The sequence below is a fragment of the Nonomuraea sp. NPDC050540 genome, assembly GCF_044457485.1.
GTDB lineage: Bacteria > Actinomycetota > Actinomycetes > Streptosporangiales > Streptosporangiaceae > Nonomuraea.
In genome coordinates this window covers 610,415-626,658 of sequence record NZ_JBITHA010000004.1, presented here as the reverse complement: position 1 = coordinate 626,658, position 16,244 = coordinate 610,415, and the positions used below count along the sequence as shown (strand labels likewise).

At 71.1% G+C, this 16,244-nt stretch carries 18 protein-coding genes; 6 read left to right on the top strand and 12 right to left on the bottom strand.

Annotation, left to right across the window (positions count from 1 at the left end; genetic code table 11):
- Window positions 1-10 precede the first annotated feature (10 nt).
- Entirely contained in the window at window positions 11-508 is a 498-nt protein-coding gene (locus ACIBI5_RS17640; RefSeq protein WP_397247896.1) for a hypothetical protein, read from the top strand.
- Between the two features lie 344 nt (window positions 509-852).
- Window positions 853-2,379 (top strand): amino acid permease, encoded by a 1,527-nt coding sequence (locus ACIBI5_RS17635; RefSeq protein WP_397247894.1) that lies wholly within the window; start codon window positions 853-855, stop codon window positions 2,377-2,379.
- A 19-nt stretch (window positions 2,380-2,398) separates the two neighbouring features.
- On the opposite strand, the gene lipB is transcribed toward ACIBI5_RS17635, so the two are convergent.
- The 4 genes from lipB to ACIBI5_RS17615 all read right to left on the bottom strand — a co-directional run bounded on the left by lipB (window position 2,399) and on the right by ACIBI5_RS17615 (window position 4,705).
- Window positions 2,399-3,037, bottom strand: a complete 639-nt coding sequence (lipB, locus tag ACIBI5_RS17630) for a lipoyl(octanoyl) transferase LipB (protein WP_397247892.1) — start codon at window positions 3,035-3,037, stop codon at window positions 2,399-2,401.
- Window position 3,038: 1 nt separating this feature from the next.
- Window positions 3,039-3,227, bottom strand: coding sequence for a PspC domain-containing protein (locus tag ACIBI5_RS17625; protein WP_379615231.1), 189 nt, complete (start codon window positions 3,225-3,227; stop codon window positions 3,039-3,041).
- Between the two features lie 63 nt (window positions 3,228-3,290).
- Entirely contained in the window at window positions 3,291-3,797 is a 507-nt protein-coding gene (locus tag ACIBI5_RS17620) for an HAD domain-containing protein (RefSeq protein ID WP_379615233.1), read from the bottom strand.
- Window positions 3,794-4,705 carry an AraC family transcriptional regulator gene (locus ACIBI5_RS17615; protein WP_397247890.1) on the bottom strand — a complete coding sequence of 304 codons (912 nt, stop codon included), beginning with the start codon at window positions 4,703-4,705 and terminating at the stop codon, window positions 3,794-3,796. Before ACIBI5_RS17615 ends, ACIBI5_RS17620 begins: the two co-directional genes overlap by 4 nt.
- 75 nt (window positions 4,706-4,780) lie before the next feature.
- Here ACIBI5_RS17615 and ACIBI5_RS17610 point away from each other — a divergent pair, with 75 nt between their 5' ends.
- Window positions 4,781-5,590 carry an NmrA family transcriptional regulator gene (locus tag ACIBI5_RS17610; RefSeq protein WP_397247888.1) on the top strand — a complete coding sequence of 270 codons (810 nt, stop codon included), beginning with the start codon at window positions 4,781-4,783 and terminating at the stop codon, window positions 5,588-5,590.
- On the opposite strand, the gene ACIBI5_RS17605 is transcribed toward ACIBI5_RS17610, so the two are convergent.
- Both ACIBI5_RS17605 and ACIBI5_RS17600 read right to left on the bottom strand, forming a co-directional pair.
- Window positions 5,587-6,282: a hypothetical protein gene (locus tag ACIBI5_RS17605; protein ID WP_397247886.1), complete on the bottom strand. Its 696-nt coding sequence runs from the start codon at window positions 6,280-6,282 to the stop codon at window positions 5,587-5,589. The two genes, ACIBI5_RS17610 and ACIBI5_RS17605, sit on opposite strands and share 4 nt — an antisense overlap.
- Window positions 6,279-6,764: a SigE family RNA polymerase sigma factor gene (locus ACIBI5_RS17600; RefSeq protein WP_397248033.1), complete on the bottom strand. Its 486-nt coding sequence runs from the start codon at window positions 6,762-6,764 to the stop codon at window positions 6,279-6,281. Before ACIBI5_RS17600 ends, ACIBI5_RS17605 begins: the two co-directional genes overlap by 4 nt.
- 156 nt (window positions 6,765-6,920) lie before the next feature.
- Between ACIBI5_RS17600 and ACIBI5_RS17595 the strand changes: the two genes are divergently transcribed.
- Window positions 6,921-7,754: an undecaprenyl-diphosphate phosphatase gene (locus tag ACIBI5_RS17595; protein ID WP_360458744.1), complete on the top strand. Its 834-nt coding sequence runs from the start codon at window positions 6,921-6,923 to the stop codon at window positions 7,752-7,754.
- Here the strand turns inward: ACIBI5_RS17595 and ACIBI5_RS17590 are convergent.
- From ACIBI5_RS17590 to ACIBI5_RS17580, 3 genes are read right to left on the bottom strand one after another with little or no spacing between them, the layout of a single operon-like run.
- Window positions 7,751-9,178, bottom strand: coding sequence for an amidase (locus ACIBI5_RS17590; RefSeq protein ID WP_397247884.1), 1,428 nt, complete (start codon window positions 9,176-9,178; stop codon window positions 7,751-7,753). The two genes, ACIBI5_RS17595 and ACIBI5_RS17590, sit on opposite strands and share 4 nt — an antisense overlap.
- Before the next feature lie 43 nt (window positions 9,179-9,221).
- Complete coding sequence (locus ACIBI5_RS17585) at window positions 9,222-9,383, bottom strand: hypothetical protein (protein WP_184958437.1); 162 nt, start codon at window positions 9,381-9,383, stop codon at window positions 9,222-9,224.
- A complete protein-coding gene (locus ACIBI5_RS17580) occupies window positions 9,376-10,224 on the bottom strand; it encodes an SPFH domain-containing protein (RefSeq protein WP_397247882.1) in 849 nt (282 codons plus the stop codon). Before ACIBI5_RS17580 ends, ACIBI5_RS17585 begins: the two co-directional genes overlap by 8 nt.
- 56 nt (window positions 10,225-10,280) lie before the next feature.
- Here ACIBI5_RS17580 and ACIBI5_RS17575 point away from each other — a divergent pair, with 56 nt between their 5' ends.
- The gene (locus ACIBI5_RS17575) at window positions 10,281-11,459 is read left to right on the top strand and encodes a pyridoxal-phosphate dependent enzyme (protein WP_397247880.1); all 1,179 of its coding nucleotides are present in this window, start codon (window positions 10,281-10,283) and stop codon (window positions 11,457-11,459) included.
- A 49-nt stretch (window positions 11,460-11,508) separates the two neighbouring features.
- On the opposite strand, the gene ACIBI5_RS17570 is transcribed toward ACIBI5_RS17575, so the two are convergent.
- From ACIBI5_RS17570 to ACIBI5_RS17560, 3 genes are all read right to left on the bottom strand, one after another.
- On the bottom strand, window positions 11,509-12,195 hold the full coding sequence (locus tag ACIBI5_RS17570; protein ID WP_397247878.1) for a hypothetical protein: 687 nt from the start codon (window positions 12,193-12,195) through the stop codon (window positions 11,509-11,511).
- Window positions 12,192-14,570, bottom strand: a complete 2,379-nt coding sequence (hrpB, locus tag ACIBI5_RS17565; protein WP_397248032.1) for an ATP-dependent helicase HrpB — start codon at window positions 14,568-14,570, stop codon at window positions 12,192-12,194. Before hrpB ends, ACIBI5_RS17570 begins: the two co-directional genes overlap by 4 nt.
- Window positions 14,571-14,718: 148 nt before the next feature.
- On the bottom strand, window positions 14,719-15,033 hold the full coding sequence (locus tag ACIBI5_RS17560; protein ID WP_397247876.1) for an ArsR/SmtB family transcription factor: 315 nt from the start codon (window positions 15,031-15,033) through the stop codon (window positions 14,719-14,721).
- Window positions 15,034-15,090: 57 nt separating this feature from the next.
- On the opposite strand from ACIBI5_RS17560, the gene ACIBI5_RS17555 reads away from it, so the two are divergent.
- A complete protein-coding gene (locus tag ACIBI5_RS17555) occupies window positions 15,091-16,239 on the top strand; it encodes an MFS transporter (RefSeq protein WP_397247874.1) in 1,149 nt (382 codons plus the stop codon).
- Window positions 16,240-16,244: the final 5 nt, after the last annotated feature.

The window sequence follows — 16,244 nt, the reverse complement described above, 5'->3', positions numbered from 1 at the left end:
CATGGCGGACTTGTACGAACTGCTGGTGACAGCCGATCTTCCCGATGACCTCTCAGAAACCGAAGTGGCCGAACTCCGATGGCACCTTGGGCTCGGGCCGGAGCCTGAGGCGTTCACCATCGTGACCGATTTCCCCGCCGAGTTCGTCGACGACCCTGACGATCCCCGGGTCGCGGCGAGCGGGGAAGGTTATTGGGCGGCGGTACGACTCCCCGCGCTGGCCCAGCGCGGGGCCGCCGCCAGGATCCGCGGAGTGCTCTTCTCGGCGCTCGAGCGTCGCGGCCCCGAGGAACGACGCCCCGGATGGGCGTTGACCTCGCGCCAGGAGATCCACGCGGACGACTTCGACCTGGCGACGCAATTCATCCGATGGCTTGACCGGAGGGTGCGCGAGTCGGCGTTCGACCTCTCCCTGCACCTGCGCTTCTACGAGGACGACGCCCTCGAACCGGCCTCTCTGCGGGACGGCGAACTCGTGACCGGGAAGACCGGGGCCCCTCTCCCCTGAACTCTGACCAGGTACGTCGGCGCGCCGCGACGGACCGGGTGACCCCGCCCTGGCGCCCAACGGGGCGACCTCCGGGCATGGGCTTCGACTCCGGAGGTTGAGGCTCGGCTCGACTGGACAACACAGCCTTGCCCCACCGCGCGAAGCGCGCACCACGGCTGGACCGAGCCTGTCGGGTGGGGACGGGCAGGACGTACGGAGCGCAGCGGAGCACCTTTGGAGAGCCTCGTATGGGGGCGAAATACCAAGAGGATCTCTTACTACCTTGAAACTCTCGTGTAACCGCTTGATCGGAGGAACGAATTGGTCTAGAGGTAGACCAAAGAACCCCCCGAGGAGACCACATGACTGTGGATGAGGATTCCAAACGACTCGCCGAGCTGGGTTACAAGCAGGAACTCGCACGAACCTGGAGCGGTTTCTCCAATTTCGCCATCTCCTTCTCGATCATCTCCATCCTCGCCGGCTGCTTCACCACCTTCTACCAAGCCTGGAACAACGGCGGCCCGGTCGCCATCTCCTGGGGCTGGCCTCTGATCTCGATTTTCATCCTGATCATCGGCTTCTGCATGTCTGAGCTCGTCTCCGCCTATCCGACGGCGGGCGGCATCTACTGGTGGGCGACCAAGCTGGGCAAACCCATCCACGGCTGGTTCACCGGCTGGCTGAACCTGGTGGGCCTGATCGCGGTCACCGCCTCGGTCGACTACGGCTGCGCCACCTTCCTCGACCTCACGCTCACGCAGTTCTTCCCCACCTGGGAACCGAGCCTGGCCAGGGTGTTCGGCTTCTTCGCGGTGATCCTCATTCTCCACGCGCTGATCAACATCTACAGCCATCGCCTGATCTCGGTGCTGCAGAACGTCTCCGTCTGGTGGCACGTGGCGGGGGCCGCGGTCGTCGTCGGGCTTCTGGTGTTCCTGCCGCAGCAGCACCAGTCGGTCTCGTTCGTGTTCACCGAGACGATCAACAACTCCGGCTTCGGCGACGGGACGGGCGGCCTGCCGTTCTGGTTCTACGTGCTGCCGCTGGGCTTCCTGCTGACGCAGTACACGATCACCGGGTTCGACGCGTGCGCGCACGTCTCGGAGGAGACCCACGGCGCGGCCACGTCGGCGGCCAAGGGGCTCTGGAAGTCGATCTTCTACTCGGCGATCGGCGGCTGGATCGTGCTGCTGGCGTTCCTGTTCGCGGCCACGGACGTGGACGCGATCAACGAGAGCGGCGGCGCGGTGGCGACGATCTTCACGACCGCGCTCGACTGGGCTCCGGCGACGCTGATCCTGGCGATCTCGACGCTCGGCCAGTTCTTCTGCGGGATGAGCTGCGTGACCTCGATGTCGCGGATGACCTACGCGTTCTCGCGGGACGGCGCGGTGCCCGGCTGGCGGCTGTGGTCACGCGTGAACGACAACCGCACCCCGGTCAACGCCATCCTCGCCGGCTGCGGCGTGGCGCTGCTGATCACGCTCCCGGCCCTGTGGGCCCCTCCCGGTACGGCCGCGCCGGTCGCTTTCCTCGCGGTGGTTTCGATCGCGGTCATCGGCCTCTACCTGGCCTTCCTGATCCCGATCTGGCTGCGGCTGAAGCAGGGCGCCGCGTTCGTGCCGGGACCGTGGACGCTGGGCTCGAAGTACAAGGTCCTGAACTGGATCGCCATCATCGAGATCATCGTGATCTCGATCTACTTCATCATGCCGGTCTCGCCGAAGGGGGTCCCGGGCAACGCCGAGTTCACCTGGACGGCGGTCAACTACGCGCCGCTCGCGGTGGGCGTGGTGCTGGCGGGCATCGCCCTGTGGTGGATGTTGTCGGCCAAGCGCTGGTTCACCGGGCCCCGCCGTACCGTGGACGAGGTGCCCACGCCTTAAGAGACGAGGTCCCCACTCCCTAGGCGGAGGCCTCGAAGGCGGTCGCGACGATCTCGCGGACCTCGGTCATGGTGGCGGCGTCCAGCTCGCGCTTGACCGAGGTCATGTCGACGTCCGGCATGCCGCACGCCACCGCCCAGTGCCAGGGTTCGAGGTCGCCGTCGACGTTGAGCGCGAAGCCGTGGCTGGTGACGCCGCGGCTCTGCCGCATCCCGATCGACGCGATCTTGCGGCTGGTCTCACTGGTCCAGACGCCGGTCAGGAGCTCGTGGCCGGGCGGGGTGTCGCGGCGCTCGGCGGGCAGGCCGAGCTTGCCCAGCGCCTCGACGAGGCGGAGTTCCACCTCGCGGACGTAGTCGACGATGCCCTCGTCCTCACCGAGCTTGACGATCACGTAGCCGACGAGCTGGCCGGGGCCGTGGTAGGTCAGCTGGCCGCCGCGGCCGGTCTCCACGACCGGCACCCCGCGGGCGGGGTCGGGCAGGTGCTCCAGCGGTGTGCGCCGCCCGACGGTGAAGACCATCGGGTGGCTCAGCAACCACAGCGTGTCGCGCCGCTCGTCTCTCTGCCGTTGACCGACCAGGTCGGTCATGCGGTCCATGGCCTCGTCGTAGCCGACGAGATCGTCCTGGATGAGCGTGAGCGGGCGCGACTTCATACTAGTGAGCGTAGCTCCGCGGGCCGTTGGGCAGGACGATCCAGAGAATGATGTAAAGCACCCACATGGGGCCGGGCAGCAGCGACAGCAGCAGCCACAGCGCCCTCACGACAGTGGGCGACCAGCCGAGCTTGTCCGCGATGCCGCCGCAGACGCCGGCCAGAATCCTGTGCTCCTTCGAGCGGTACATCTCGCTCCTCCGTTGGTTGCGAACTCACCCGGTAAAACGGACAACCAGGTGATTCGCGTTCCACTATGGACCCTGAGAAAACCCTGACAGGGTGAGCCATTCGGCGGCGAGGTCGAAATGTTGCCTGGTCAGTCCCCTTTTCGGGTCGACCTGGACGAGGAAGAAGTCGCCGACGTCCGGGTGGTCCCTGAGATAGTGCTCGTCGGCGGAGAACAGCAGGTCGTCGAACCACACGAACGGCCGCCCCCGCACGTACGCGGCCACGTGCGGCGTCTTGAACATCTCCCCCACCTCGCTCGGACGATCCTGGGCCACCCGGATGACCGGCAAGGTGGGCAGCCCGAGGCGGGGGGCGATCCATTCGTTGGCGTGGTGTTCCCAGGTGGTCGCCCACACGAGTTCGGCGCCGGCCCGCACGGCCAGTTCGAGCAGCCAGGTGCCGTGCCGCGGGTTGAGGTGGACCGTGTAGGTCTCGCCTTCGAGCACGCACCGGTAGCGCCGGAAGTCCGCGGACGGCCGGCCGAGCGGGTTGAGCACGCCGTCGATGTCGACGAGCACCAGGGGTTTCATCCGACCTTGTATTCCTGGGGACTGACGCCCCGTACCCGTTTGAAGGCGGTGCTGAGGGCGAACGGGCTGCCGTAGCCGACCTTCCTGGCGACGGAGCCGATGGTGGCGCCGGGCTCGCGCAGCAGGTCGGCGGCGAGGGCGAGGCGCCAGTCGGTGAGGAAGGCCATCGGCGGCTCGCCCACGAGTTCGGTGAAGCGCCTGGCCAGCGAGGCCCGCGAGACGCCGACCTCGGCGGCCAGGGAGGCGACGGTCCAGGGGTGGGCGGGGTTGTTGTGGAGCATGCGCATGGCCTTGCCGACGATCGGGTCGCTCTGGGCGCGGTACCAGGCGGGCGCCTCGTGGTCGGCGAACCAGGAGCGCAGCGTGGAGATCAGCAGCAGGTCGAGCAGCCGGTCGAGCACGGCTTCCTGGCCGGGTTCGTCGCGGACCATCTCGGCGCCGAGCAGGCCGATCAGCGGCCCGCCCGGGAGCACGAGGAGCTTCGGCAGCGCCTCCAGCAGCCGTCTGCCGACCTCGGTCTCCATGGCGTACGTCCCGACGATCATGATGGTGTCGCCGTCGGCGCTGTTTCCCCAGGTACGCACGCCCAGATCCATGGACTGGTAGAGCGATTCGCCGTCCAGCGTGGTGCAGTGCTGGTCGGCCCCGATGATGATCTGGGGTGTGGTGTCCGGCTGATCGGCCACGACGTACTCGTCCGGCCCGCGCACGATCGCCACCTCACCGGGGCTGATCCGGACGGGCCCGCCGCCGACAGGCACCACCCACGCCTGCCCCTTGACCACCCCCACCACGGTGAGCGGCGCCTGGTCCTCCACCCGCATCGACCAGGGCGGATCCAGGAGGGCACGCAGCAGAAAAGCGCCCCGGGCACGTGGCCCGTCGAGGAGTGCGGCAAGCTGGTCCATGGTTGAGACGATCGCATATGGAATGGCGCGTTTCAACCATGTCCAGTCTCATTCACAGCCGCTTAACTATGAGGCATGACGAACAACACGACACTGGTTCTCGGTTCCAACGGCAAGACCGGCCGCCGCGTGGTCGAGCGGCTTGAGGCGATGGGCCTCGACGTGCGCAAGGGCTCTCGCCCGGCGTTCGACTGGGAGGACGACTCCACCTGGGCGCCCATCGTCCGCGACGTCCACGCCGTCTACATCACCTACTACCCCGACCTCGCCTTCCCCGGCGCGCTCGACCGGATCCGCACCTTCACCGAGATCGCCGTCACGGCGGGCGTGCGCAGGCTGGTCCTGCTGTCCGGCCGCAACGAGGAACTCGCCCAGGAGGCCGAGCAGGTCGTCCTCGGCGCCGGCGTCGAGGCGACGGTCGTGCGCTGCTCGTGGTTCATGCAGAACTTCGACGAGGGCTGGCTCCTGGACCCGGTGCTGAGCGGCACCATCGCGCTGCCCGCCGGCGAGGTCACCGAGCCCTTCGTCGACGTGGAGGACATCGCCGACGTCGCCACCGCGGCACTGACCCAGGACGGCCACGCCGGCAAGGTCTACGAGCTGACCGGCCCCCGCCTGATCAGCTTCGCCGAGGCCGCCGCCACGATCAGCGCCGCGACCGGGCGCGAGGTCGCCTACGTCTCGGTCACGCCGGAGGAGTTCGCCGCCGGCGCCATCGCGGCCGGCGTGCCCGAGGACGAGGCCCACGGTCTCAACGCGCTGTTCGCCGAGGTCCTCGACGGCCGTAACGAAAACCTCGCCGACGGGGTACGGCAGGCCCTCGGCCGACCGGCCCGCGACTTCGCCGAGTACGCCGAGCAGGCGGCTCCGGCGTGGAAGGTCTAGGGCCGGTCGTAGACCCCGGCCGACCAGGCCCCGGCCTGTACGCCCAGGTCGGCGGCGAGCGAGAGGGCGACGTCGTACCGGATGAGCTCGGCGGCGGCGTACCTGCCGTCGCAGAGCCCCTTCTCCTTGTCGGCCAGCACGCAGTCCTTGAGCGGCCGGTCCACCACGGGGGCGTTGGCCGGGAACACCCAGACGCGCACGCTCGTGGCCTTCCCCGCCACCTCGAACCGGGTCCCGTGGCCGGCGCACGGGGCCGTGGCCCCGTCCCTGTCGGCCCCGCCCTTGAACGACAGCACCACCCAGGCGCCCGGTTCCTCGCACCGCACCACAATGGTGGAGGACTTGGGGGTGAGTTTCAGGTCGTGACCGACGGCCGACTTGTCGGAGTAGAGACCGTCGGAGCGGTCCTTGCCGCCGAGAGTGAGGGAAGGCTCCCGCTCGACCGTCCGCGACGGCGTCACCGAGGGGGTCGCGGCGGCCACCGGGACCGGATCCGGGTTCGGGCTCTGCCCGGGGATCAGCAGGAACGCGACCAGCGCGGCGGCCCCCGCCAGCACCGCGCTCATCCCCCACCGGATCATCAGCATCCTGCGGCCCCGCCGTACGATCTGGGTCACGTCTGTCGCCCTTTCGGGTGCGGGTGCGGTGCGCTCGTCCAGCAGCGCCCGCAGGTCGTCCTCGGTGAACGTCATCGCGCCGCCTCCTCGGACCGGATGCCCGGATGTACGCGCAGCTTGGCCAGCGCCCTGCCGAGCTGCGTCTTCACGGTGCCGAGCGAACAACCCAGCACATGGGCGCACTGCGGGAGCGTCAACTCCTCGAAGTAGTGCAGGACGATCACCGCGCGCTGCCGCCCCGACAGCTCCCGGATCGCCGACCACACCGCGGCCTTCTCCTCCGCCTCGGCCGAGAAGTCGCCGCCCGGGATCTCGGGCAGCCGCTCGGTCGGCACCTCGCCCCGCCACCTCCGCCGCCACCAGGAGGCGTGGGTGTGGGTGAGGATGCGGTAGACGTAGGGATCCGGGTCGCCGTCGATCCGCCGCCAGGCCGTCCACGCCTTGGCCAGAGCGGTCTGGACGAGGTCGTCCGCGGTGTCCCAGTCGCCGGTGAGCACATAGGCGGTACGGCGCAGCCGCGCTGACCGCGTCATCACGTACTCGGCGAAAGTGTCCATCACCGGTACTACGGTCTGGACCGCCCCAACCGGACGACACCCGTTTCCAGAAATTTCCGGACCCATCCCGCTCCCCGAGAGCAACGCTGTCACCACCCAACCCCAACGACCGATAACCTCGCTTCGTCAAAGAGACGGGCGTGGGAGGGTATACGCGTGATCGGCTGGCTCGAAGCTGTGGTCCTGGGCCTGATCCAGGGCCTGACGGAGTTCCTCCCGATCTCCTCCAGCGCACACATCCGCGTCGTCTCCGAACTCGTCGGCTGGGACGACCCGGGCGCCGCCTTCACCGCGGTGATCCAGCTCGGCACCGAGACCGCGGTCCTGATCTACTTCCGCAAGGAGATCTGGGAGATCGTCTCCACCTGGACCCGCTCCCTGTGGACACCCGCCCTGCGCGGCGCGTTCCACGCCAGGATGGGCTGGTTCATCATCGTCGGCTCGCTCCCCATCGGCATGCTCGGCCTGCTGTTCAAGACCGAGATCGAGACCGTCTTCCGCGACCTGCGCATCATCGCCACCACGCTCATCGTCTTCGCGATCATCCTGTGGTTCGCCGACCGCACCGCCCGCAACAAGCTCACGCTGGAGAAGCACCTCAGCTTCACCCACGCCATCGTGTACGGCTTCGCCCAGTCGCTGGCCCTGATCCCCGGAGTCTCCCGCTCCGGCGGCACCATCACCGCCGGCCTCCTGCTCGACTACCGGCGCGAGGACGCGGCCAAGTACTCCTTCCTGCTGGCCATCCCGGCGGTGCTGTCGTCGGGCCTGCTGGAGCTGACCGAGATCGGCGAGGGCCAGGCGCCCGCGTGGGGCCCGACGATCCTGGCCACGATCATCTCGTTCGTGGTCGGCTACGCGGCCGTGGCCTGGTTCCTGCGCTACATCAGCACCCACCGCTTCACCGGCTTCGTCATCTACCGGATCGCGCTTGGGGCGTTCATCTTCCTGTGCATCGCGCTGGGCTGGATCTCGCCCCTGCCCGGCTAGAGCGAGTAGCCCGGCGGGCGCACCGCCGGATGCGCGGTGGTCAGCTGGGCGGCGAGGCCGAGCAGGTGGGGTTCGCCGCCGGGCGGCGCGATGAGCTGCACGGCGATCGGCAGGCCCGTCGAGTGGGTGGCGATCGGCACCGACAGCGCCGGCCAGCCGCACATGTTCCACGGGCCCGTCGCCGGCGCGTACCTGGCGTTGGCCAGCACGTTGCTGAACAGGCCCCGCTGTGCCCACCCGTCGGCCCGGGGCGGCACCGCGGCCAGCGTCGGGGTGATGAGCACGTCCGCGTCGCCGAACCAGCGGTCGGCGCCGTAGCCGCTCCAGCGTTCCCTGCCCTTCGTGCCGTCGAGGGAGAGCCTGGCCAGCACCCGTCCGGCCCGGCCGAGGGCGCGGCTGCGGCGCTCCAGGCGGGCGCGGTCCAGGCCGTCGGCGGCCTCGCCCGAGCGGGCCAGCCAGGCGGCGATCGTGGCGGGACCGAGCCAGGCGGGCAGGCGCTCCTCGTGCTCCACGATCGTGTGCCCGGCCACGCGCAGCGTCTCGGCGGCCGCCTCCACCGCCGCCCGGAACTCCCGGTCCATGGACAGGCCCGCGGGAAGCGGCTGCGGCGCGTAGGCCACGCGCAGGTCGAAGGGTCCGTTCGCGTCCGGCCGGATCGGACGGTGCTCCCAGGTCTGGTCGTCACCGTCGTCGGCCCAGACCGAGCGGAGCATCGGGCGCGTCGGCTCCGTCCGCGAGCCGGTCCGCCACGACTCGGCCAGGCCCGGGTCGGCGGCCAGCACCGACAACGTCAGCGACAGGTCGGCCACGCTCCACGCCAGCGGCCCGTTCTCGGTCAGGCCCCGCCAGTCGTTGACCGGCGGCGGGACCACGCCCGGACCCGGCTTCAGCGCCATCACCCCGCAGCAGGCCGCGGGGATGCGCAGCGAGCCCATGCCGTCGTTGCCGAGGGCGATCGGGACCATGCCCGCCGACACCGCCGCGGCCGCGCCGGACGAGGAGCCGCCGGCCGTACGGGAGAGGTCCCAGGGGTTTCTGACGGTGCCGTAGGCACTGTCGCCGAAGCCCACCAGGCCCAGCTCGGGCAGGTTGGTCAGGCCCACCACGACCGCGCCCGCCGCGCGCAGGCGGGCGACGGCGGGATGGTCCTCACGCGCGGGAGCGGCGGACGTGGCGGCCGAGCCGTGGCGGCACGCCTCGCCCGCGACCTCCAGGTTGTCCTTGACCGCCACGGGCACGCCCGCCAGCGACAGGTCGGCCAGGTCGCGGCGCTTGCGCACCGCCCGCGCCTCCTCGACCGCGCGCCCCCTGACCAGGCGGAAGGCCCCGAGCCGTGGATCACGCTCGGCGATCACCTGGAGATGCTCCTCGACGACGGTCTCCGGCGCGACGTCCCCATGCCGTACGGCTGCCGCGATCTCCACGGCGGACCTTCCTGCCCACAACATGCATAGAGTCTGCAGGTTTCTAGCGTTCGGTGCGAGGCTCCCGACCTGCTTCCTTCAGGGCCAGGCGCAACGCGAACTCGATTTGCCCGTTCACGCTGCGCAGGTCGTCGGCCGCCCACTTGGCGATGGCGTCGTAGACGGCCGGATCCAGGCGCAGCAGGAGCTTCTTCTTGTCAGGCATAGAGGCTGCCGGCGTTCACCACCGGCTGGGTCGCGCGGTCGCCGCACAGCACGACCAGCAGGTTGGAGACCATCTGCGCCTTGCGCTCCTCGTCGAGGTCGACCACGCCCTCGGCGGCGAGCCGGTTCAGCGCGAGCTGGACCATCCCCACCGCGCCCTCGACGATGCGCGTCCGCGCCGCGACCACCTGGGCGGCCTGCTGGCGGACCAGCATCGCCTGGGCGATCTCGGGCGCGTAGGCCAGGTGGGTGATGCGCGCCTCCAGCACCTCGACCCCGGCCAGCTCGGTGCGCTCCCGCAGTTCGGTGGTGAGCTCCTCGGCGACGGTGGCGCCGTCGCGCAGGCTGGTGCGGGACTCCTCGTGCGAGTCGTACGGATGGGTGGTGGCCAGGTGGCGCACCGCGGCCTCCGACTGGATGGAGACGTACTCCTCGTAGTCGTCGACGGAGAACACGGCCCGCGCGGCGTCGGTGACCCTGTAGACGACGACGGCGGCGATCTCCACCGGGTTGCCGTCGGCGTCGTTCACCTTCAGCCTGGCCGTCTCGAAGTTGCGGACCCGGAGCGTGACCTTGCGCTTCGTGGTGAGCGGGAGCACCCACTGCAGGCCGGCGTCGGTGACCGTGCCGACGTAGCGGCCCATGAACTGCACGACATTGGCCTCGTTCGGGTTGATCACGGCGAACCCGGTGAGCATGAGCAGCACGACCAGCCCGAGGACGATCGCGAGCACCAGCCCGGACAGCCCGCCGTTGAGCAGGGTCAGCCCCGCCACCGCGGCCAGCGCGATCGCCACGATCAGGGCCAGGAAGCCGTTGAGGCGGAAGGCACGTCGTTCCATCGCGACTCCTTGCTATCGAAGTGATATCACGATGATAGCCCACTAGGCTCGAACGCGTGACCGCTCCATCGCTTGCCGTCGCCCAGCGCTCACTGGGCGACCCCTCGATCAGCTATCCCCTCGTCCCCCCGCTCACCCGCGGCTGTCCCAAGACCGGCACCGACGCCCTGGCCTACCCGCTCGACGTGGACTACGACTACGACCGGGTGCCCGCCGGGTTGTTCGAGCAGGCGCCGCTGCCCGACATCGCGCGGTGGTCGCCGCTGCTGCCGCCGCTCCACGCGCCCACCCTGGGCGAGGGCGGCACCCCGCTGCTGGAGCTCGACGGCGGCGTCCACCTCAAGGACGAGTCCCGCAACCCCACCTGGTCGCACAAGGACCGGCTCAACCGCGTCACCGTCAGCGCCGCACTCGCCGCGGGCGCCCCCGGCGTGGTCGTCGCCTCATCCGGCAACCACGGCGCCTCAGCCGCCGCCTACGCCGCCCGCGCCGGGCTCAAGGCCGTCGTGCTCGCCTCCGCCGACTCGCCGCCCGCCGTCCAGTCGTTCGTGCGCGCGTACGGGGCGAAGGTCCTGACCGTGGACGCGGACAGACGCTGGCCGCTGCTGCGCGACATCGTCGACGAACTCGGCTACCACCCGGTCAGCAACCAGACCGTCACCCACACCGGCCACCCCTACGGCCCCGAGGGCTACAAGACCATCGCCTACGAGCTGTTCGCGCAGCTCGGCCGGGTCCCGGCGGCGGTGTTCACGCCGACCGGCTACGGCGAGCTCCTCTACGGCGTCTGGAAGGGCTTCACCGAGTTGCGCCGCACGGGCGCGACGACGGACGTGCCGCTCATGTTCGCCTGCGAACCGGCCGCCGGCGCCCCGACCGCGCGGGCGCTGGCCGACGGCGAACCCGCCGCGATCGTCGACGCCGGCCCTTCCGACGCCTACGCCATCCTGTGCGCGGTCGGCGGGCACCGCGGCGTGCTCGCGGTCCGCGACAGCGGCGGCCTGGCGCTGCCGGTCGGCGACGACGCGATGCGCGCCGCCCAGCGGGAGCTGGCCGATCAGGGCGTCTGGCAGGAACTCTCGGGCGCCGCCGGCCTGGCCGCCTACCGCGCGCTGGGCCGTACCTTCGACGGGCCTGTGGTGTGCGTCGGGACGTCCAGCGGCTTCAAGGACCTCGGCGTGGGCACGCGTCCGGCAGAGGTCCTCGCCGACCCCACCTGGCGCGACGCCCTCTAGCGGGCGCCTTTCAGCGGGTGCGGTGTGCCTTTGACGGTACGGCGGGCCGCTACGAGCCCTCGTGCAGCCAGACGCGCAGCGGCCCGATCGCGGTGAACCCGTGGCGGGCCGCCGCCGCGACGTCACTCTCGTACCCGACGAGCGCCCGCCCGGGGAACAGCCGAGCGGCCATCGCCAGCACACCCGCCCAGGCGTCGTCCACGTCGCGACCGGCGGCGAACACGTTCGAGACGCCCACCACCCGCTCGTCGCCGCTGAGCACCGCGCCGCAGACGATCTCACCCTCGGCCCGTCCGGCCAGCACCCGGGCCCCGTCCAGGACCGCGGGCAGGAACAGCTCGTTGTCGTGCCCGCCGCTCCAGGCCCGTTCCCATGCGCGCAGGACGGCGGCGTCCTCGACCCGCTCCCAGCCCACCTCGCCCGGCACGGCCACGTCCTCGGGCGGCTCCCGGTGGATCCAGCTCGCCTCGAACAGCACCTCGAACCCGCCGTCCAGCTCCAGCGCGGCGAAGCTGTCCTTCACCGAGGCCCACGGGCCCGCGTCGATGCCGTCCAGCACGTCGGCGGCGGTGGCCGCGGGGTCGAGGGTGACGGCGTCGGGGTAGTAGGGCGGCGTCCTGCGGTCGCTGCTCCACACCGCGGGGCCGAAGCGCCCGGTGGCTCCGTGCGCCCGCGACATCAGGTCGCACCACTCGGCGTTGTTGCGCGCCGCCGCCAGCACCCTCTCGTCGGTCATTTCCCCATTATCCGGGCATTGGTGTGGCGGGTGGCCTTCGCCGTCAAAGGGTCCTCCGGCCAGGGATGCTTGGGATAGCGCCCGCGCAGCTCGGCCCGTACCGCCCGGTAGCCGTCGCGCCAGAACGAGGCCAGATCCGCCGTGACCGCCGCCGGGCGGCCCGCCGGGGACAGCAGGTGGATGAGCAGCGGCACCCCGGCGATCTTCGGGGCGTCGTCCCAGCCGAACAGCTCCTGCAGCTTGACCGCCAGCACCGGCTGCCCGCCCGAGTAGTCGACGCGGATCCGCGACCCGCTCGGCACCTCGATCCGCTCCGGGGCGACCTCCTCAAGCCGCCGGCTCCACGGGATCAGCCTGCGCAGCGCCGTGGCCACGTCGATGCGTTCCAGGTCGGAACGGCGGCGCGCCCGCGACAGCTCCGGCTCCAGCCACTGCTCGGCCAGATCGGGCAACGCGTCCATGTCCGGCCACGGGTCGCCGGCCGCCCGATGACAGAAGGCCAGCCGTTCGCGCAGGGCGACGGCCTCAGGAGTCCACGTGAGCACGTCCTCGGTACGCAGGCCGTACAGCAGAGCCTCCCGCACCTCGGCGCCCCGCAGCGGCTTGGACCCCAGCTCGATCGCGCCCATCCGCTCGACCCGCCGCGCCACCACGTCACCGCGCCGCTCCCCGGGCGCCACCTTCCAGGCCACCTCGTCCTCGACCGTGACCTCGCAGGCCAGCCGGGCCGTGTCCGCGTCGATCACCACGGCCTGCCGGATCCGCGCGGTCGCGGAACCCGCCGGCCGGTCGGCCACCGCGATGGCCAGCCACTCGGCCTCTCCCAGCCGCGAACCCTCGCCGAGCCGCGCCTGCGTACCGGACGCCATGAGATAGGCCCCGCCCCTGCGCCGCGCCACCCGCTCGGGAAACGCCAGCGCCACCGTCACCCCGGCCACCGCGTCGACGGTGCCCCGCCGCCCTCCCGTCGCCGCGGCGGCCCGGGTCAGGCGTTCGACCTCCTTGCGCCAGCGGGGCAGCGCGCCGCGACGGGCCGAGCGCCAGACCTCGGCCAGGTCGTCTGAGGCGTCCCTGGGGAGCTGGTCGGACAGCAACGCGACCACCTCGGCGGAGCCCGGTCCGGCGTCAAGGAGCGCCCTGGCCAGGCGCGGGTGCACGCCCACCTGCGCCATCCGCCACCCACGATCGGTCACCCGCGCCGTTCCGGGCTCAAGGGCTCCAAGCGTTTCGAGAGTACGGGCGGCCGCCGACATCGCGGCCGGCGGCGGCGAGGTCAGGAGGCGCAGGCCGGTGGCGTCAGGAGTGCCCCAGCAGGCGGCCTGGAGGGCGAAACCGGTCAGGTCGGCCAGGGCGATCTCAGGTTGCGGATGGTCGGGCAGGCGCTGGTGTTCGGCCTCGGTCCAGCAGCGGTAGACGGCGCCGGGCGCCTCGCGGCCCGCCCGTCCGGCCCGCTGCACGGCCGCCGCCTTCGAGGCGCGGACCGTGGTGAGGGAGCCGAGCCCCCTCGCATGGTCGGTACGCGGTTCGCGGGCCAGCCCCGAGTCCACGACCACGCGTACCCCGGGCACGGTCAGGCTCGACTCGGCCACCGACGTGGCCAGAACGACCCGGCGGGCCTCGGCGGGGGCGAGCACGGCGTCCTGGACGTGGGCGGGGGCCTGGCCGTGTACCTGGAGCACCTGCACGTCCTCGTCAGCGAGCATCCTGGCGACCTTGCCGATCTCGGCGACGCCGGGCAGGAAGCACAGCACGTCGCCCTGCCGTTCGGCCAGCGCCCGCCGTACCGTCGAGGCGACGTGGGACAGCAACGCGGGGTCCACCCGCAGCCCGTGCGGCGGCGCGAGCGCGCGGGACGGCGGCGCCCACACGGTCTCGACGGGGTGCAGGGCGCCGGTGGCGGCCACGATCGGCGCGTCGCCGAGCAGGCGGGCCAGGGGCGCGGCGTCGGCGGTCGCGGAGGTGGCCAGCAGGCGCAGGTCCGGGCGGAGTGTCTCGCGGACGTCGAGCAGGAAGGCGAGGGCGGTGTCGGCGTCGAGGTGGCGTTCGTGGCACTCGTCGAGGATGACGACGTCCACGCCGGGGAGTTCTTGGTCGTGCTGGAGGCGCTGCAGCAGCACGCCTGTGGTCACGACCTCGACCATGGGGTTGCGGCCGACCTTGCGCTCGCCCCTGATCGTGTAGCTGACACCCATCCTGTGCGCGGCCGCCCGTACGGCCAGCCGCCGCGGCTCGGCCACCAGCACCCGCAACCCTTCGACGGCCAGCGCGAGGGGCACCACCGTGGTCTTGCCGGTGCCGGGGGGCGCGGTGAGCACCGCGCCGCCATGCCGTTCGAGCACATGCGACAACTCCCCCAACACCCCAGCGATCGGCAACCCATCCCCCAGGCCGAGTGCGGCGATGGCCGGATCGAGCGCGTCCGGCGGCCCCGCGAGAGGCGAGCCGGGTGTGCCCGACGAGCCGGATGGCGTGCCGGTGGTTGTGGGGTTGGGTGAGGGGGTCCGGGGTGGGGTGGGCACGGGTTCAGGCGGGGTGGGCGGCGGTGAGGATGGAGTTGATCAGGCCGGGGAAGCGGGCGTCGAGGTCGTCCCTGCGCAGGCTGAGCATGCGTTCACGACCGTTCAGCCGGGTCCTGGTGACGCCGGCCTCGCGCAGCGCGCGGTAGTGGTGCGACAGCGTCGACTTGTGGATGTCGAGGTCGTCCCCGGCGCTGGAGCACGACAGCTCACGACCGTCGGAGAGCTTGACGACCAGTTCCAGCCGCACGGGATCCCCCAAAACCCTCAGCACCTCCGTGAGCTGGATGTCCTTCGCGTCCGGATGCGGAAGCTGGCGCATGATGTCACTCTACTTCAGTTCTATTGTTTGACAACCATCCAACTATAAGCCAGCGTAGTGGGAGTGAATTCCAGGCTTTATCCACTTGCTGTGGGAAATTTCGCTGTTGGGACGGGCATGTTCGTCACGGCGGGACTTCTCCCTCCGATCTCCCGTGACCTGCAGATCTCCGTGGCGGCGGCCGGGCAGTTGGCGACGGTGTTCGCGCTGGCCTACGCCATTCTCTCGCCCGTGCTGGCGGCGCTCACGGCCAGGTTGCCGCGCAAGCGCCTGCTGGTGATCGCGCTCGCCGTCTTCATCCTGGGCAACGCCTTGACCGCCATCGCCCCCACCTACCCCTTGATCCTGGCCACGCGGGTGATCGCCGCGGCCGGGGCGGCCATGTTCACGCCGACCGCCTCCGGCGTCGCCAACGCGCTGACCTCGCCGGAACGCCGGGGCCGCGCGCTGGCGCTGGTGATGGGCGGGCTCAGCGTCTCCTCGGCGATCGGGGTGCCGCTGGGCACCTGGCTCGGCGGTGCGGGCGGCTGGCGTTCGACGATCTGGCTGGTGGTGGCGCTCGGCGTCGTGGGCCTGATCGGCGTGGCCGTTCTGGTGCCGGAAGTGGTGATCCCCTCCTCGGGACGGCTGCGCGACCGCTTCGCCCCGCTGGCCGACCGAGGTGTGGTGGCGGTGCTGACGACCCAGTTGCTGATCTTCTCCGCGGGCTTCACCGCCTACACCTACATCGGTTCCCTCTTCGACCTGCCGCTCCCCGCGGTGTTGTGGGCGTGGGGGCTGGGCGGGATCATCGGCAACCAGCTCGGCGGCCGCCTCACCGACGCGTACGGCCCACGCCGGATGGTCTTCCTGAGCCTCGTCGCCGCGACCGTCTTCCTCGCCCTGATCCCGGTCGCGAACCTGTCCCTTCCGATCGCCCTGGTCTGGGCCTTCCTCTGGGGAACGGTGGGCTGGCTGATGGCTCCCGCGCAGCAGTACCGGACGGTCGCCGCGGTCCCCGACAGCGTGCCGATCGGACTGGGACTGCTCTCGTCGGCCCAGTACGCGGGCCTGTTCGTGGCCGGCCTCACGGGCGGCCTGGCCTTGGAGTGGTACGGCAGAGCCGGCGTGATCATCCTCTCCACCGGACTGGGCGTGGCCGCGTTGCTGTTCACCTTGGCCACCTACCGCCGCGCACCGGCGGCGGTGGCACAGGCGACCACCTGACCCGG

What these genes read in the sequence shown, in the direction of transcription:
- ACIBI5_RS17585 (WP_184958437.1), bottom strand. Translation starts at nt 9,383, where the DNA reads ATGCCTGACAAGAAGAAGCTCCTGCTGCGCCTGGATCCGGCCGTCTAC.
- ACIBI5_RS17610 (WP_397247888.1), top strand. Translation starts at nt 4,781, where the DNA reads ATGACGAACAACACGACACTGGTTCTCGGTTCCAACGGCAAGACCGGC.
- ACIBI5_RS17605 (WP_397247886.1), bottom strand. Translation starts at nt 6,282, where the DNA reads ATGACGTTCACCGAGGACGACCTGCGGGCGCTGCTGGACGAGCGCACC.
- ACIBI5_RS17600 (WP_397248033.1), bottom strand. Translation starts at nt 6,764, where the DNA reads ATGGACACTTTCGCCGAGTACGTGATGACGCGGTCAGCGCGGCTGCGC.
- lipB (WP_397247892.1), bottom strand. Translation starts at nt 3,037, where the DNA reads ATGAAGTCGCGCCCGCTCACGCTCATCCAGGACGATCTCGTCGGCTAC.
- ACIBI5_RS17560 (WP_397247876.1), bottom strand. Translation starts at nt 15,033, where the DNA reads ATGCGCCAGCTTCCGCATCCGGACGCGAAGGACATCCAGCTCACGGAG.
- ACIBI5_RS17615 (WP_397247890.1), bottom strand. Translation starts at nt 4,705, where the DNA reads ATGGACCAGCTTGCCGCACTCCTCGACGGGCCACGTGCCCGGGGCGCT.
- ACIBI5_RS17580 (WP_397247882.1), bottom strand. Translation starts at nt 10,224, where the DNA reads ATGGAACGACGTGCCTTCCGCCTCAACGGCTTCCTGGCCCTGATCGTG.
- ACIBI5_RS17625 (WP_379615231.1), bottom strand. Translation starts at nt 3,227, where the DNA reads ATGTACCGCTCGAAGGAGCACAGGATTCTGGCCGGCGTCTGCGGCGGC.
- ACIBI5_RS17635 (WP_397247894.1), top strand. Translation starts at nt 853, where the DNA reads ATGACTGTGGATGAGGATTCCAAACGACTCGCCGAGCTGGGTTACAAG.
- ACIBI5_RS17570 (WP_397247878.1), bottom strand. Translation starts at nt 12,195, where the DNA reads ATGACCGACGAGAGGGTGCTGGCGGCGGCGCGCAACAACGCCGAGTGG.
- ACIBI5_RS17620 (WP_379615233.1), bottom strand. Translation starts at nt 3,797, where the DNA reads ATGAAACCCCTGGTGCTCGTCGACATCGACGGCGTGCTCAACCCGCTC.